Source organism: Cypionkella sp. (assembly GCF_036782355.1).
Classification (GTDB): Bacteria; Pseudomonadota; Alphaproteobacteria; order Rhodobacterales; family Rhodobacteraceae; genus Cypionkella.
Genome location: NZ_DAIPZF010000016.1, coordinates 16,403 through 31,528 on the forward strand (window position 1 = coordinate 16,403; position 15,126 = coordinate 31,528).

At 58.6% G+C, this 15,126-nt stretch carries 14 protein-coding genes; 3 read left to right on the forward strand and 11 right to left on the reverse strand.

Annotated features, from left to right (window positions below):
* Position 1: 1 nt before the first annotated feature.
* Entirely contained in the window at positions 2 to 1,078 is a 1,077-nt protein-coding gene (locus V7Q10_RS07985; protein ID WP_333868546.1) for an ABC transporter ATP-binding protein, read from the reverse strand.
* A gap of 16 nt (positions 1,079 to 1,094) precedes the next feature.
* Entirely contained in the window at positions 1,095 to 2,696 is a 1,602-nt protein-coding gene (gene glpD / locus V7Q10_RS07990) for a glycerol-3-phosphate dehydrogenase (protein WP_333868547.1), read from the reverse strand.
* A 280-nt stretch (positions 2,697 to 2,976) separates the two neighbouring features.
* On the opposite strand from glpD, the gene V7Q10_RS07995 reads away from it, so the two are divergent.
* Positions 2,977 to 3,735, forward strand: a complete 759-nt coding sequence (locus tag V7Q10_RS07995; protein ID WP_333868548.1) for a DeoR/GlpR family DNA-binding transcription regulator — start codon at positions 2,977 to 2,979, stop codon at positions 3,733 to 3,735.
* Between the two features lie 74 nt (positions 3,736 to 3,809).
* On the opposite strand, the gene V7Q10_RS08000 is transcribed toward V7Q10_RS07995, so the two are convergent.
* The 5 genes from V7Q10_RS08000 to dctP all read right to left on the reverse strand — a co-directional run bounded on the left by V7Q10_RS08000 (position 3,810) and on the right by dctP (position 9,574).
* Positions 3,810 to 5,324 carry a malonate--CoA ligase gene (locus V7Q10_RS08000; protein WP_333868549.1) on the reverse strand — a complete coding sequence of 505 codons (1,515 nt, stop codon included), beginning with the start codon at positions 5,322 to 5,324 and terminating at the stop codon, positions 3,810 to 3,812.
* A gap of 12 nt (positions 5,325 to 5,336) precedes the next feature.
* A complete protein-coding gene (locus V7Q10_RS08005) occupies positions 5,337 to 6,614 on the reverse strand; it encodes a malonyl-CoA decarboxylase (protein ID WP_333868550.1) in 1,278 nt (425 codons plus the stop codon).
* Positions 6,611 to 7,936, reverse strand: a complete 1,326-nt coding sequence (locus V7Q10_RS08010; RefSeq protein WP_333868551.1) for a TRAP transporter large permease — start codon at positions 7,934 to 7,936, stop codon at positions 6,611 to 6,613. The genes V7Q10_RS08005 and V7Q10_RS08010 overlap by 4 nt, the downstream gene beginning before the upstream one ends.
* Complete coding sequence (locus V7Q10_RS08015) at positions 7,936 to 8,475, reverse strand: TRAP transporter small permease (protein WP_333868552.1); 540 nt, start codon at positions 8,473 to 8,475, stop codon at positions 7,936 to 7,938. Before V7Q10_RS08015 ends, V7Q10_RS08010 begins: the two co-directional genes overlap by 1 nt.
* A gap of 112 nt (positions 8,476 to 8,587) precedes the next feature.
* On the reverse strand, positions 8,588 to 9,574 hold the full coding sequence (dctP, locus tag V7Q10_RS08020) for a TRAP transporter substrate-binding protein DctP (RefSeq protein ID WP_333868553.1): 987 nt from the start codon (positions 9,572 to 9,574) through the stop codon (positions 8,588 to 8,590).
* Between the two features lie 171 nt (positions 9,575 to 9,745).
* Here dctP and V7Q10_RS08025 point away from each other — a divergent pair, with 171 nt between their 5' ends.
* Positions 9,746 to 10,411: a GntR family transcriptional regulator gene (locus V7Q10_RS08025; protein WP_333868554.1), complete on the forward strand. Its 666-nt coding sequence runs from the start codon at positions 9,746 to 9,748 to the stop codon at positions 10,409 to 10,411.
* Between the two features lie 21 nt (positions 10,412 to 10,432).
* Positions 10,433 to 11,461, forward strand: coding sequence for a zinc-dependent alcohol dehydrogenase family protein (locus V7Q10_RS08030; protein WP_333868555.1), 1,029 nt, complete (start codon positions 10,433 to 10,435; stop codon positions 11,459 to 11,461).
* Positions 11,462 to 11,516: 55 nt separating this feature from the next.
* On the opposite strand, the gene V7Q10_RS08035 is transcribed toward V7Q10_RS08030, so the two are convergent.
* The 4 genes from V7Q10_RS08035 to V7Q10_RS08050 are packed head-to-tail and all read right to left on the reverse strand — an operon-like array spanning position 11,517 to position 15,054.
* Positions 11,517 to 11,678 (reverse strand): hypothetical protein, encoded by a 162-nt coding sequence (locus V7Q10_RS08035; protein WP_333868556.1) that lies wholly within the window; start codon positions 11,676 to 11,678, stop codon positions 11,517 to 11,519.
* Position 11,679: 1 nt separating this feature from the next.
* Positions 11,680 to 13,065 (reverse strand): amidase, encoded by a 1,386-nt coding sequence (locus V7Q10_RS08040; protein ID WP_333868557.1) that lies wholly within the window; start codon positions 13,063 to 13,065, stop codon positions 11,680 to 11,682.
* Positions 13,055 to 14,473 carry a TRAP transporter large permease gene (locus V7Q10_RS08045; RefSeq protein WP_333868558.1) on the reverse strand — a complete coding sequence of 473 codons (1,419 nt, stop codon included), beginning with the start codon at positions 14,471 to 14,473 and terminating at the stop codon, positions 13,055 to 13,057. The genes V7Q10_RS08040 and V7Q10_RS08045 overlap by 11 nt, the downstream gene beginning before the upstream one ends.
* Entirely contained in the window at positions 14,470 to 15,054 is a 585-nt protein-coding gene (locus V7Q10_RS08050; protein ID WP_333868559.1) for a TRAP transporter small permease subunit, read from the reverse strand. The genes V7Q10_RS08045 and V7Q10_RS08050 overlap by 4 nt, the downstream gene beginning before the upstream one ends.
* Positions 15,055 to 15,126: the final 72 nt, after the last annotated feature.

The window sequence follows — 15,126 nt, forward strand, 5'->3', positions numbered from 1 at the left end:
GTTACGCGGCCTCCGCATAGGGCGCAGCGGCGACCAATTGGCCATCCTGCGCGAAAATATAGATATGAGCGGGGTCGAGATAGACTTTGATATCTTGCCCAAGCGCCAAATTCCGCACGCCGTGGATCAGCCCGACCCAGCGCGCACCCATATGTTCCAGATGCACAAAGGTCTCGGACCCGGTGATCTCGGTCACCGAAAGCCGCGCGGTAAACTCTAGACTGGCCTTGGATTGCGGTTCTAGCGCCAGATGGTTCGGGCGAAAGCCTGCCAGATATTGGCCATTTGGCAGGCCAGCATTGGCCGCCGTCACGCCATTGCCGAAATCCATGCGCCCCCCCGATGCCACCATCTGCACAAAGTTCATCGGCGGATCGCTGAACACCCGCGCGGTCACAGCGTTGACGGGCTTGCGGTACACCTGCGGCGTCAGGCCAAATTGGGTGACGCGGCCTTCCCAAAGCGTGGCAGTATTGCCGCCCAGCAACAGCGCCTCTTCAGGTTCGGTTGTGGCATAGACAAAGATCGAGCCTGCTTCTTCAAAGATCTTCGGAATCTCGGCGCGCAATTCTTCGCGCAGCTTATAGTCAAGGTTCGCCAAGGGTTCGTCCAACAAAACAAGGCCCGCGTCCTTCACCAAGGCCCGCGCCAAAGCGCAGCGTTGCTGCTGGCCGCCCGATAATTCCAGCGGTTTGCGCTGCAACATCGGGCCCAGCTGCATCAGATCGGCGGCCTTGTGAACGGCGGCGTCAATCTCGGCCTTGGTCTTGCCCATCAGCCGCAAGGGCGAGGCGATATTGTCGTAAACGCTCATGCTGGGATAGTTGATGAACTGCTGATAGACCATCGCCACCTTGCGATCTTGCACCCGCATGCCGGTGACATCCTTGCCGTTCCAAAACACCCGGCCGGTGTTTGGCACATCCAGCCCCGCCATCAGCCGCATCAGCGAGGTCTTGCCCGAAGAGGTTTGCCCCAGCAGCACGTTCATCGTGCCGTTTTGCAGCGTCAAATCGGTTTTATAGATATGCGTCTGGCCGTTTACGACCTTCGAGACGCCCTCGAATACCAGTGTCATTCTGTCTCTCCCCGCCCTATTCCGCTGCCGAAATCTGGCGTTTGACCCCTTGGGCCTTCATCCAAGCATCCAATGTCGCGATCTGCTCGGGGCTTAAGCGCAGCCCCAGTTTTGTGCGCCGCCACACAACATCTTCGGCCACGCGCGCGAATTCCTTTTGCATCAGCCAATCGACTTCGCGCGCAGTTAGCGTCGCGCCAAAGTCTTGCCCCAGATCGGCGGCTGTCTTGGCATCGCCCAAAATCTGCACCGCCTCAGTGCCATAGCCGCGGATCAGGCGCTGCGCCCAAGCCTCTGACAGAAAACCATATTTCGCCTGCACTTCGGCAATCAACCGCGCGACATCTCCCACAAGGAAATCGCCACCCGGCAAAGCCACGCCAGCGGTCCAAGCCTTGGAGGGCGCACCGAAAAACGGCATGATCTTATCCAAGGCATGCTCGGCCAGCCGCCGATAGGTGGTGATTTTACCGCCAAAGACGTTCAGCATCGGCGCGCCACCGGTGGTATCGACCTTCAGCGTATAGTCGCGGGTCGCAGCCGTCGCCGAACTTGCGCCGTCATCATAAAGCGGGCGCACGCCGGAATAGCTCCAGACGATATCAGCCGGAGTGATCGGCTTTTTGAAATACTGCGAGGCAAAGGCACAAAGATAGTCCTCCTCCTCGGGCGTGCAGATAGGCTTGATCGAGGGATCGGCCTGTTCGGCATCTGTGGTGCCGATCAGGGTAAAATCGGTCTCATAGGGAATGGCGAAAATGATGCGCCCGTCAGTGCCTTGAAAGAAATAGCATTTGTCGTGATCGAACAGCTTTTTCGTCACGATATGGCTGCCGCGCACCAGACGCACGCCTTCGGTTGAATTCAGCCGCACCGTGTTGTGAATGATGTCGCCAACCCAAGGCCCACCGGCATTCACCAACATTTTGGCGCGGATCACCCGGCTGGCTTCGGTCTCGCGGTCCTGAACTGTCACTTCCCAATGGTCAGCCGCGCGGTGGGCCGAGATCACTTTGGTTTGCACATTGATCTGCGCGCCGCGCGCCTCTGCGTCGCGGGCATTCAGCACAACCAGCCGCGAATCCTCGATCCAGCAATCGGAATATTCAAAGGCATGCTTGAACTTGTCTTGCAGCGCCCGCCCTGCGGGATCTGTGGTCAGATCCAGCGTACGGGTCGGCGGCAGAATTTTCCGCCCGCCCAGATGGTCATACAAAAACAGGCCAAAGCGGATCAGCCAAGCCGGCCTGCGCCCGCGCATCCAAGGCATCAGCACGCCCAAAACCTTGGAGGTCGGCGTATCACCTTCGAACCGCATATCTTTATGATAAGGCAGCACAAATCGCATCGGCCAAGAAATATGCGGCATCGCAGTCAGCAGCGTTTCGCGCTCGATCAGCGCTTCGCGCACCAGACGCACTTCCCAATATTCCAGATAGCGCAACCCGCCGTGAAACAATTTGGTCGAGGCCGAAGAGGTCGCCGAGGCAAGGTCATTCATTTCAGCCAAAGCCACGCGCAGCCCGCGCCCCGCCGCATCACGCGCAATTCCACACCCGTTGATGCCACCACCGATGACAAAAACGTCGACGCTGTCGTGATGTTCACGCTGACCCAATGAAGCCTCCCCGCATTCACTCTTCCGCCGAAGCCCTTCGACTTTTGACGTTAGGGCAGTCAACAGCAAAGCACGCCAGAAATCAACAACGAATGTTCGTTTATGTTCGCTTTTGTTCAAACCTCTGAAATAGAAGCAATTTTATGTGAATTGGCTTCGTTTTTGCCATCGCAGACCGCTTCAGGTCCATCCAAGGCTTGACGCCCCGACGCGAGTGTTGCTTGTTAGAAGAGCGGCTTGGTCCGCGCAGATCAGACGGCAAAGAAGACTGGAGCAGGCCGTGGCCTCAAATTTCAGACAGCGCGAAATCCTTGAACTTGCCCGCAAAGACGGCAAGGTCACGGTGGACGATCTTGCCGAAAGCTACGGCGTCACGGTGCAAACAATCCGCCGCGATTTGGCCGATCTGGCCGAAAGTGGGCGACTAGAGCGCGTGCATGGCGGCGCGGTGGTGCCCTCGGGTGTGGTGAATATTCTTTACAAAGAACGGCGTCGGCTGAACGAGGCCGGCAAGAAAGCCATCGCGCAAAAATGCGCGCAAACGATCCCGGATGGCGCTTCGGTCTTCATGAACATCGGCACCAGCACCGAGGCCGTGGCGCAAGAGTTGCTCGACCATGAAAACCTGCTGATTGTGACAAATAATTTGAACATTGCCAATATCTTAGCCGCCAACAAAAGCTGCGAGATCATTCTGGCGGGCGGGGTCTTGCGCCGATCGGATGGCGGTATCGTGGGCGGACTGACGGTTGAAATGGTCAAGCAATTCAAATTTGATTATTCGGTTCTGGGATGCTCGGCGATTGATGCAGATGGCGATTTGCTGGATTTTGACGGCCAAGAGGTGATGGTCAGCAGCACCGCAATCAAGCGTTCGCGCGTGGTGATGGTGGTGGCCGATCATTTAAAATTCGAACGCAAAGCCCCGATGACGATCTGCTCGCTTAAGGATGTCGATCTGCTGTTCACTGATGCTGCGCTCAGTGACGCTTTGGTGCAAGATTGTCAGACTTGGTCCACCGAAGTTGTCATCGCCTAAGGCAGCGCAGCAAAAACCTTAAGCGGCCAGCCAGCCCCAAAACGGGCATTCTGGCCGCCCAACATCGCGGAAGCCTAGGCGGTAAAGGCGCGGCGCAGTTCGTTTTTCTGTACTTTGCCCATGGTGTTGCGCGGCAAAGCGGTGACAAAACGAATATGATGCGGGTGTTTAAAGCGCGCAAGCTCTGGGCCGATCTGCGCCAAGATCTGCTCGGCTGTCAGATCAGAGCCTTCGGCGCGCACCACCGCAACCGCGACGCTTTCGCCAAAATCAGGATGCGGCACGCCAAAAGCAGCGCTTTCGACCACGCCTTGCACGGCATCAATCAGAACCTCGATCTCTTTGGGGTAAATATTATAGCCCCCCGCGATGATCAGATCCTTTGAACGCCCAACGATGGTGAAATAGCCGTCCTCATCCATCTGCCCAAGATCACCGGTGGCAAACCAGCCCTCGGGGCGCATGTCTTCGGCGGTTTTTTCTGGCATGTTCCAATAGCCCTTGAACAGATTGGGCCCGCGCACCTCGATGCCGCCAACTTCGCCCTGCGCGCAGGTCTGGCCCGCGCCATCGACCAGACGCACCTCGACCCCCGGCAGCGGCAGGCCAACCGTGCCAGCCTTGCGCGCCCCCACATAGGGGTTCGAGGTGTTCATGCAGGTTTCGGTCATGCCGTAGCGTTCCAAAATCTGCTGGCCGGTCGCGGCCTTCCATTGCGCGTGGGTGTCGGTCAGCATCGGGGCAGAGCCCGAGATGAACAGCCGCATGTGGCGCGCGGCTTCGGGCGTCAGGCCCGGTTGGCCCAGCAGGCGGGTGTAAAAGGTTGGCACCCCCATCATGGTGGTGGCCGTGGCGAAATTCGCCAAGATCTTTTCAGGGTTAAAGCCGCGATGCAGCGCAACCGCCCCCCCCGCCAAAAGTGTGACATTCAGCGCCACAAACAGCCCATGGGTGTGGAAGATCGGCAAGGCGTGGATCAGCACATCTTGCGCGGTGAACTGCCACAGATCGCGCAGCGCCTCGGCGTTCGAGGTCAGGTTGCCATGCGTCAGCATCGCCCCCTTTGAGCGGCCCGTGGTGCCCGAGGTATAAAGAAAAGCTGCAAGATCATCAGGCCCACGCGCCACAGCTTGGGCAATGGGGGCAACCTTAGCCGCCGCATCCGACAAACTGCCCGCACCCTGCGCATCCAAGCTGAGCACGCATTGCACGCCCGCAGCCTGCGCCACCGGCGTCAGGGCTGCAAGCTTGGCAGGGTCGCCTACAAACACCCTTGGGCTGGCGTCAGTTAGAAAATACGACACCTCGGCCGAAGTATAGGCGGTGTTCAGCGGCAGATGAATGGCGCCGCACAGCACCGTGCCCAGATAAAGCGCAATCGCTGTAACCGACTTTTCAATCTGCACCGCCACCCGATCTTGCGGCTGCACGCCCAAAGCCACCAGCGCGCTGGCGATCCGCTCGGCCTCGTTCCACAGCGCGCCATAGGAAATGCTTTGCTGGCTGTCCTGATCGATGGCAAAGGTAGCCTCTTCGCGCCCCACAGAGGCTGCGCGAAGGGCTTGGGCCAGAGTGTTTCCCTGATACATTGGTCGTCCTGACTAGCTTGATTTCAGAAGTTTTTGCACCACCACCGAGGCGATGACATCGTTTGCGTTGGTATAGGCTTCGTGATTGCGCTCGATGGTTTGCAGATCGTAAAGATAGTTCACCATCACCCCCCAAGAGGCCTTTTGCCCCCGCGCGCTTGCATCGGCGTTTTCGTGGATCTTTTCAAGCCTTGCGCCATTGCCAAGGTGAAACCGCGCCACGGGGTCCGTCGCCGCCCCATTCGAGGCCCGCGCCACCAGCATGTAATGCGCGCACAGCTCGGCAAGGCCGCTGCGGGTCTCGCTTTTCTCTGCCGCTTCGACGATCTTGGCCAGACGCTCGGGCAGACTGCCCGCCGCCTGTTGCTGCAACGCCCATTTGCGCAGGCCCGGCACCGGCGACAGCGTGACAAAGGCGTTCAGCGCCGAAAACTCGCGGCGCAATTCTTCCACCACTTGTTTGATCAGAAAATTGCCAAAGGAAATCCCGCGCAGACCTTCCTGACAATTCGAGATCGAATAAAACACCGCCGTCTGGGCCTTTTTCGGGTCCAAGCTGGGGCGGTCTGCGGCAAGAATGGCGCCGATATTGCCCGGAATGCTTTCGTTCAGCGCCACTTCGACAAAGATCAGCGGATCATCTGCCAGCGCTGGATGGAAAAACGCGTAAAGCCTGCGGTCGGGGGCTGCCACGCGGCGGCGTAGATCGTCCCATCCGGCGATTTCATGCACGGCCTCATAGCGGATGATCTTTTCCAAAATTGCCGCAGGCGTTGACCAGTCAATGCGCTGCAAATCCAGAAAGCCACGGTTGAACCATGACGAAAACAGATGCTGGAAATCGCTATCCAAGCCCTTGAGGCTGGCATCTTCGGCGACAAATTGCAGCAAATCTTGCCGCATCGACACCAGCTTGCGCGTGCCACCGGGGGCACGGTTCAGCCTGCGGATCATCTCTTGCGACCGCGGTTCGGATGCTGCGTGCAACTGGCGCAGCCCCGTGCCGGTGGCGCCATCCCATTTTGCCAAGGCCGCATCCAGCTTTGGCTTATCGACGCTGAATTGATCCTTCAGCATCAGGAAAAACGCCAGCTTTTTGGCCTTGGACAGCTGCGCATAGCGCTCGAAGATCGCACTTGCGGTGGCAAGCCCCGTCGCCTCGCCGCGCCCGCTCAGCAGGCTTTCACAAAGCTCGGCGATCGACTTTTCTTGGGGTGCGCTGATCAACCCACGCCCGACTTCGGTGATGCGCAGCGCAAGATCGTTCAGCAGATTACGCGCGATATTCATCGCACCATCTCCGGCCCCATAATGGTGTCGGGCAACCATGTCACGATCCCCGGGAAGGCCGACAAAATCGCAATTGCCAACACCATGCACAGTACAAACGGCATCGAGCCCACAAGGATTTTGCGCAGCGAAATATCGGGCGCAATGCCGTTGATGACGTAAAGGTTCAGGCCGACCGGCGGGGTGATCAGACCGATTTCCATATTGATCGTCACGATCACCGCAAACCAATAGGGGTCAAAGCCAGCGGCTGTGATGATCGGCAAAAGGATCGGCGCTGACATCAAGATCACTGCCACCGGCGGCAAGAAAAAGCCTGCAACCAGCAGAAACAGGTTGATAATCCCCATCAAAACCCAACGGTTGACGTCCAGCTCGGCAATCCAGCCCGCCACCGATTGGGTGACAAACAGCGATGACAGCATATAGGAAAACACCCCAGCCGCGCCGATGATGAACAAGATCATCACGCTTTCACGCGTGGAATCGCGCAGCACCACCCAAAGGGCTGCCGGTTGCACCATGCGGTAGACCACAATCGCCACCACGATGCAGAACAGCGCCCCCACCGCCGCGGTTTCCGAAGGCGTCGCGATGCCGCCATAAAGCGCATACAGCACGCCAAGGATAATCACGACGAAGGGCAGCACGCGCGGCAAAATCTCGAACCGCTCTTTCCAGCTGTAGTTAATACCCGACAGCGCCACGCCAGCAGCCCCACGCCGCCATGTGTCAAAAATGGCCCAAGCGATGAACAAAGACACCAGCAAAATCCCCGGCATCACTCCCGCCAGAAACAGACGCCCGATGCTGGTTTCGGTGGCAATACCGTAGACGATCATCGTCACCGATGGCGGGATCAAAATCCCCAAGGTGCCGCCGGCGGCAATGGAACCTGCGGCGACCTCGTCGGGATAGCCGCGCTTGCGCATCTCGGGGATGCCCATCTTGCCGATTGCGGCGCAGGTGGCAGGTGAAGACCCCGACATCGCCGCAAACAGCGCACAGGCACCAAGGTTTGACACCACCAGCCCGCCCGGCACTTTGGTCAGCCAGCGCTCCAGCGCCTCGTAAAGATCGGGGCCGGCACGGGTGGAGGAAATCGCCGATCCCATGATGATGAACATCGGAATCGACAGCAACGCAAAGGAATTCAGATCGCCGTAGAACAGTTCCGGCAGCGCTTGCAGGCTGCGCGGCCCATCAAACACATACATGAAAAAGGTGGCGACAATCAGCAGCCCAACCCCGACAGAAACGCCCGAGAACAGAATGATAACAGTGGAAAGGGCGACAAGGCCGCCAAGTGCAAGCGGGTCCATCAGATGTCCTTTGAAGCGAGGGGGGTGTCAACAACAGGCATGCCAGAGCTATCGAGGCTTGTGTTGGTAAGTGTCATCCACAGATCGCCCAGCACCTGCACCAAGAACAGCCCAAAGCCCAGCGGCACGGCCAGATAAGGCACCCAAAGCGGGAAGGACATCACGGTCTCAGACTTCCAGTTTCGCGCCCATGCCAGATGCCACATATCCCAGCCGTGCCACAGCATGATTGCCACCATGCCTGCGGTGACCAAAAGCGTAAGCGCCGCAAGCCCGCGCCGCATCCGCTGCGGCAACAGCGTTGGCAGCAGATCAACGCCAACATGGCCGCGCAGCTTTTGCACATAGGGCAACCCGATCAAGGTGGCCGCGATCATCAGATAGATCACCACCTCGGTTTGCCAGATGGTGGATTGGTTCAACACCGAACGGACAAAGATCATCTGACAAGTGATCAAAACCGACGCAAAAATCATCAAAGAGGCGATCACGCCGCAAAGAGTCGAAATTGCATGAATAACCCGAATGAGAAGGGGCATTTGACGTCCATCAATAGAAGGATTGGCGGGAAATGGGCCAGCGGGCCTCTGCGGGCAGAAAATCGGCGGGGGGCAGAAAAGCGGCGGCGGTGTGATCCGCCGCCGCATCCGATCATTCTACCGACAGCGCCAGATCAAGCAGACGCTGACCGTCCGGCGTTTCTGCCACAAAAGCCGGATAAGATGTGGTTTTCGCCAGATCACGCCATGCGTTGAAATCGGCTTCCGTCATCTGAGCAAGCTCGACACCCGCATCCGAAAACGCTTTGGCAGCAACCTCATCACCAAGTTTTGCTTGCTCGAGATAAAAGGCTTCGGCCTTAGCCGAGGCTGCCATCAAAGCGTCTTGCTGGGCTTGGTTCAGGGCCTCGAAGGTCGTTTTGTTCATCAGCATCGGCTGATACATGAACCAAAGCGCATATTCGCCAGCGGGGGTATAGCACTTAAGCTGTTCGTAAAGGCGGTAGCTGACAAAGCTTTCCGACGAGGTGTTGGTCGCATCCAGCACGCCGGTTTGCAGCGCTGGGTAAATCTCGGACGAGGCCATCGACGAAATCGACGCGCCAGCACCGGCCAGCATCTGCTCGAAGGATTTGCCAGCCGCACGAATGCTGATCCCGGCAACATCAGCAGGCTTGGTGATGCAGCCTTTGTTCGAACCAAAGCCCCCCGCCAGATAGCCATGCACCAGCGTGATCACATCATCGCCCGCCATGATCTTTTGCACTTCATCCATGAAGGGCGAATGCGACAGGCGGTTGCCGTGGTCGTGGTTTTTCACCAGGCCTGGCATCAGCGTCAGGTTATAGGCAGGCTGTTGGCCGCCCGCATAGCTGAGCGGCAGCACGGTCATATCCAACTGGCCACGCGACAGCGGCGTGTATTGCTCGCGGGCTTTGAACAGGGTTTGGTTTGGAAAAATCTGGATTTGCAGATCGACGCCAGCCGCTGCCACATCATCGGCCACCATCTGCGCAACCTGATGGCGCACATCGCCTTCAGACCACTGGTGGCTCAGTTTCAAGGTTTCCGAAAAGGCCGCCGACGACAGCAGCGAAGACGAGACCGCGACCGCAATCGCAAGGCTAGAAAATTTCATAGTGGTTCCCTCCCAAGAACAAAAAGACAGCCGATGCTCCCCTCCAGAAATGCCGGCTCCCCGAAATCGGTAACACTGCATGTGTTCCAGCGCAAACAAATTGTATACAAGAATTTCCTTTTGGTATCGCAAGTCCTGCGATAAGCAGAGGGGACAGGAGACGAAGCGATCATGAAAAAACCTGAAACAAGCCTGCGCGACGCCCTTGAAGACCGCATTCTGACCGGCATGATCCGCCCCGGCGAGCGGTTGGACGAAGCCGCCCTTGCGCATGAATTCAACGTCTCGCGTACCCCGATCCGGCAGGCGCTGTTTCAACTGGCAGCCACAGGGCTTGTCGAACATATCCCGCGCCGCGGCGCTTTTGCAGCCGAGGTGGGGCCGCAAAAACTTAGCGAAATGTTTGAAGTTATTGCCGAACTTGAATCGCTTTGTGCCCGCAACTGCGCCCGCCGCGCCACGGCTTTGGATGTGCAAGAGCTGACAGCGCTGCACCGCGCCTGCGCGCAGGCCGCAGGCTCTGGCGACAGTGATGCTTATTACTATGCCAATGAAGAATTTCACGCAGCCATCCGCAGCATCGGCGGCAACGGCTTTTTGCATGGCGAGATTGATCGGCTGCAAAAACGGCTGCAAGCCTACCGTCGCCTGCAATTGCGCGCGCGCGATCGGATGTCTTCCTCGCTTGAGGAACATGAAACCATCGTCACTGCGATCAAATCGGGTGATTCGAACGCCGCCGCCGCCGCAATGCGCGGCCATGTCTCGATCCAAGGCGACCGTTTCGCCGATCTTCTTGCCACGCTGTCGCGCACTCAGGCAGGCCACGCCGCCTAACCCCAGATAGGACCAAAGACCATGACCAAAGCCCCAGATCAGATGAACGCGATGCAGGCGACGGCCTTTTCAATCAACGCGCTTCAGATGGCGCAGGTGCCACGCCCGCGCGCGAAACCGGGCGAGATCGTGCTGAAGGTGATTGCCGCCAGCCTGAACTACCGCGATCTGTCGATTGTGACGGGGGCCTATTTTCCAGACCTTGCCCTGCCCTATGTGCCGGCCTCGGATTGCGTTGGCACGGTGGTCGAGCTGGGAGAAGGCGTGACGCGCTTTGCGCTCGGCGATCGGGTGATCCCTTGCTATATCCAAGGCTGGCGCGACGGGCTTTTGACGCAAGAACAGCGCAAAACCAAAACGCTTGGCGCGCCGATGACGGGGGTGTTGCAAGACTATGTCGCGGTGCCCGCCGAAGACGCCGTTGCAGCGCCTGCGGGCCTAAGTGATGAAGAGGCCGCCACCATGCCGATTGCAGCGCTGACCGCTTGGCACTGCCTGCAAACCGGAGGTGTGGCTGCGGGCAAGACCGTGCTGACGCAAGGCACCGGCGGCGTGGCGCTGTTTGCGCTGCAATTTGCCAAGGCCTTGGGCGCGCGGGTTGTGGCGCTGACCTCGACCCCGGAAAAGGCCGAGATGCTGCGGGCCATGGGCGCTGATCATGTGGTGAACTACCGCGAGACGCCGAACTGGGCTGCGGCGGTGCGCGCGGCCACCGGCGGCAAGGGCGTCGAGATCGTGGTCGAGACGACCGGCCACACGCTGTCACAGTCTTTGGACGCCTGCGCCTTTAACGGCTTTGTCGGCATCATCGGCTTTGTGGGCGGCACCGAGGCCACGGTCAGCATCCGCCAGATCATCGGGCCAAAAATTCGCATGGAGGGGATCGTTGTCGGATCGCGGGCGATGATGGAAACCATGATGCAGGCGATTGGCGCTTTGGGCATTCGCCCAATCATCGCGGGGCGCTATCCGCTGGCGCAGGCGGCAGAGGCGTTTCGCGCGCTGAAAGCGGCCGAAAACCCCGGCAAGATCATCATCAACCTAGGTTAAACCGCTGAAAAAGCTGGCCGCCTGCCCCGCATCTCGCGGAGAGGCGGCCAAAGTCTTATTCGCTGTCGCGCTTGGCCGAGGTGACCATATCATAGCCCGCCAGACCCAAGGTCAGCACCAAAACCATCACCAAATCGAGCGTTGGCACCCGAAACCCCAGAATGCCCAAGAAGCCAACAAGCGTCGCAAGTGCCGCGAAAGCCATCAGTTTTTTCATCTCAATTCCCTCCCTCAGGGGCTTGTGCCCATTCTGTCAACCACCGCGCAGACCGCAGCAAGCGGCCATCCATGTGACGGGCGGCGACAAGCTGCACCCCCATCGGCAAACCTTCTTCTGACTCGAACAGCGGCACCGTCACCGCAGGCGTGCCCAAAAGGCTCCACAGCCCGTTGAAAACAGCACTGCCGGTGCTGGCAAGACCCGCAGGCGCAGGCCCCAAAGCGGCAGGCGTCAGAATGACGTCGGCCCTCTCGAACACCTTATCCAAGCCGCCTGACAACACCCGCTGCCAATCCAGCGCCGCCAGATAATCGCGCGCCATCGTGGCATTGCCCTTTTTCAGCGCCTCGAGCGTTTCGGGTGCCAGCAGATCAGAGGCTTGGCCATAGCGATAATAGGCCCGCGCCATTTCGGCAAAATTGATCACCTCGCGCATGGCATTGCCACGGGCGAAATCTTCGGGCAGCTCGATCTCAAAGCAACGCTCACCCAAGGCCTCGGTCAGCTCGGCAAAGGCTGCATGCAGCTGCGGATCGGCCTGATCCCAGCCAATGGGGCGCAAAAACGCAAACGTCGGTGCCACAGGCGGCGGCGTCAGAGTCAGATCCAACAGGCGCGGGAACGGCCCTGCCACCGACTGCGGATCGCCGGCATCGGCCCCGTAAAGCACCTCGGCCAGCAGGGCTGCATCCGCGGCACTGCGGGCAAAAACCCCAACCGTATCCAAGGTTTGCGACTGCGGCAGAATGCCAGTGCGCGCAATCGCGCCAAAGGTCGGTTTAAACCCAACCACACCGCAAAACGACGCTGGCCGAATGATCGACCCGCCGGTCTGCGTGCCAACCGCAAGCGGTGCCATAAAGGCCGCAACCGCCGCGGCAGAGCCCTGCGAAGACCCTCCGGGCGTATGGGCGGCGTTTACGGGGTTGGTGGTGACACCGGGGGCAAGAAAGGCAAGCTCGGTCGTCACGGTCTTGCCTAGGATAATCGCGCCGGCCTGTTTCAGCCGCGCCACAATCACCGCGTCTTTCGACGGCACCCGGCCTTTGTCGAGTGCTGCGCCGTTTTCGGTCGGAATGCGCGCGGTGTCGATAATGTCTTTCAGCGCAATCGGCACCCCGTGCAGCGGCCCAATCGGGCGGCCCGCGCCACGAAAGCGGTCGGCTTCGGTGGCCTGATACATCACATAGGCAGGGTCATGCCACGCAAAGGCCTGCACTTGCGGTTCGCGCAGACGGATCTGTTCTAGATAGGCTTCGGCCACTTGCTCTGCGCGCAGCTCGCCCGAGGCAATGCGGTCGCGCAGTTCAAGCGCCGAGAGCGCCACAATAGGCACAGACCCCACCGCACGCGGCGGGGTCTGTTTAACGGGATTAGCTGCCATAAAGCACACGCGGCAGGTAGAAGACGATCTCGGGGAACATGTACATCAAAAGCATGCACAAGAAGACGCAGCCCAAGAAAGGCATCACGCCGCTGAAGATTTGCGTCAGCTTCAGCTCTGGCGGGGCAATGCCTTTTAAATAGTAGGCAGACATGGCCATCGGCGGAGTAAGGAAGGACGTTTGCAGGTTCAGCGCCACAAGGATGCCGAAGAACAGCGGATCGATGCCAAAATGCGGCAACAAAGGCAGGAAGATTGGCACGAAGATAATGATAATCTCGGACCATTCCAACGGCCAGCCCAGCAAGAAGATGATCAGCTGCGCCACCAACAGGAATTCCAGCGGAGACAGGTTCAGACCGGTGACAAAGTTCGACACCACCTGTTCGCCGCCCAAGTAACTGAACACCGAGCTAAAGGTGTAAGAGCCCACGAACAGCCAGCACACCATCGCGGTTGTGCGCACCGTCAGATAGACGCTTTCGCGCATCCGCTGCCATGTCATCGCCTTGTAAGCAAAGGCCAGGAACATGCCGCCAAGCGCGCCAATCGAAGCCGCTTCGGAAGGTGTCGCCAAACCAAACAAGATCGAACCAAGCACCGACAGGATCAAGAACGCCAATGGGAAGAACGAGGTCATGATCATCATCAGCAACTTGCCGCGCGGCACATCGGGCACTTCCTCATCCGTTGGACGCGGAGCGACCGACGGCTGAAGGATCGAGCGACCGATGATATAGACAAGATAAAGGCCAACCAGCGTCAGGCCGGGCAGCAAAGCGCCGACATAAAGCTTGACGATCGAGACACCCGATGCTGCCGCATAAACGATCAACATGATCGACGGCGGGATCAGAATCCCCAGCGTGCCGCCCGCGCAGATGATCCCTGCCGCAAAAGAGGGGTCGTAGCGGGCTTTCAACATCGCCGGCAGGGCCAAAAGGCCCATCAAGGTCACAACGGCGCCAACGATGCCCGTCGCTGTTGCAAACAAGGCGCAGGTGAACAGCGCAGCCACACCCATCGAGCCCGGAACGTTCTTAGAGGCGATGTTCAGCGTGGTGAACAGACGGTCGACGATATTGGCGCGTTCAACGATATAGCCCATGAACAAGAACAAGGGGATCGCAGTCAGCACTTCGTTCGACATCACCGAATAGGTCTGGTTGATAAACAAATCGAATATTCGATTGTTGAAAAACCCGTTGACCCATTGCGAGGTGCTTTCCCACCAGCTTGCGGTCTCGTCCAAACGATCAAAAGCGCGCCACATCCGCGATGCGTCGAAATAGGCGTAGTAGCCAAAGCCAATACCCATCGCCATCAAGGTGAATGCGATTGGGAAGCCAAGGAACACGATCACGATGAAGAGACCCAACATCATGATCGCAATTTGCGGATCGGTCATACATGCCCCCCGGTTTCGGCTTCTGCGGCCTTTTTCATAAGAAGTTCCTCGGTTTCGAACACGTCCTCATTGGCCGTGATCCAATAGTTGTGGCGGATGCAGTGCAGGCAGCGGCAAATCTGGCCAATACCTTGAATAAACAGTAACAAACCGGCAGCAACCATCACCATCTTGAACTGATAGATCGGCACGCCTGCGGGGCTGTTGATCGAGACCTCACCGTAGCCCCAGCTTTTCGAGGCATATTTCCAGCCCGAAAAGATCAGCGCTGTCACGCCGGGGAAGAAGAAGATGATGTAAAGAAACAGGTCAACCTTGGCTTGGGTTCTGGGCTGCCACAGGCGATAGATGAAATCGCCCCGTACATGGCCGCCGCGCGACAGGGTATAGGCGCCCCCCATCATGAATAGCGCGCCATAGCCGATAAACGACACATCAAGCGACCAGGCCGGAGGATGGTTCAGCACATAGCGCGAGAACACGCTCCAGCCGGTGCCAAAGGCCATCAGAACAATCAGCCAGGCGAACGCCTTGCCGAACCATGCCGACAGATCGTCAGCAAATCGGATAATACCGACCATTTCGGGAACCCCACCATGTTAGATGTAAATAGTTCCGGCGCTTATGCGCCGGAACCATATTGACGTTTCGCA

Coding starts and splice junctions, on each gene's coding strand:
- V7Q10_RS07985 (WP_333868546.1), bottom strand. CDS start 1,078: ATGACACTGGTATTCGAGGGCGTCTCGAAGGTCGTAAACGGCCAGACG.
- V7Q10_RS08000 (WP_333868549.1), bottom strand. CDS start 5,324: ATGTATCAGGGAAACACTCTGGCCCAAGCCCTTCGCGCAGCCTCTGTG.
- V7Q10_RS08005 (WP_333868550.1), bottom strand. CDS start 6,614: ATGAATATCGCGCGTAATCTGCTGAACGATCTTGCGCTGCGCATCACC.
- V7Q10_RS08010 (WP_333868551.1), bottom strand. CDS start 7,936: ATGGACCCGCTTGCACTTGGCGGCCTTGTCGCCCTTTCCACTGTTATC.
- V7Q10_RS08015 (WP_333868552.1), bottom strand. CDS start 8,475: ATGCCCCTTCTCATTCGGGTTATTCATGCAATTTCGACTCTTTGCGGC.
- dctP (WP_333868553.1), bottom strand. CDS start 9,574: ATGAAATTTTCTAGCCTTGCGATTGCGGTCGCGGTCTCGTCTTCGCTG.
- V7Q10_RS08025 (WP_333868554.1), top strand. CDS start 9,746: ATGAAAAAACCTGAAACAAGCCTGCGCGACGCCCTTGAAGACCGCATT.
- V7Q10_RS08030 (WP_333868555.1), top strand. CDS start 10,433: ATGACCAAAGCCCCAGATCAGATGAACGCGATGCAGGCGACGGCCTTT.
- V7Q10_RS08035 (WP_333868556.1), bottom strand. CDS start 11,678: ATGAAAAAACTGATGGCTTTCGCGGCACTTGCGACGCTTGTTGGCTTC.
- V7Q10_RS08040 (WP_333868557.1), bottom strand. CDS start 13,065: ATGGCAGCTAATCCCGTTAAACAGACCCCGCCGCGTGCGGTGGGGTCT.
- V7Q10_RS08045 (WP_333868558.1), bottom strand. CDS start 14,473: ATGACCGATCCGCAAATTGCGATCATGATGTTGGGTCTCTTCATCGTG.
- V7Q10_RS08050 (WP_333868559.1), bottom strand. CDS start 15,054: ATGGTCGGTATTATCCGATTTGCTGACGATCTGTCGGCATGGTTCGGC.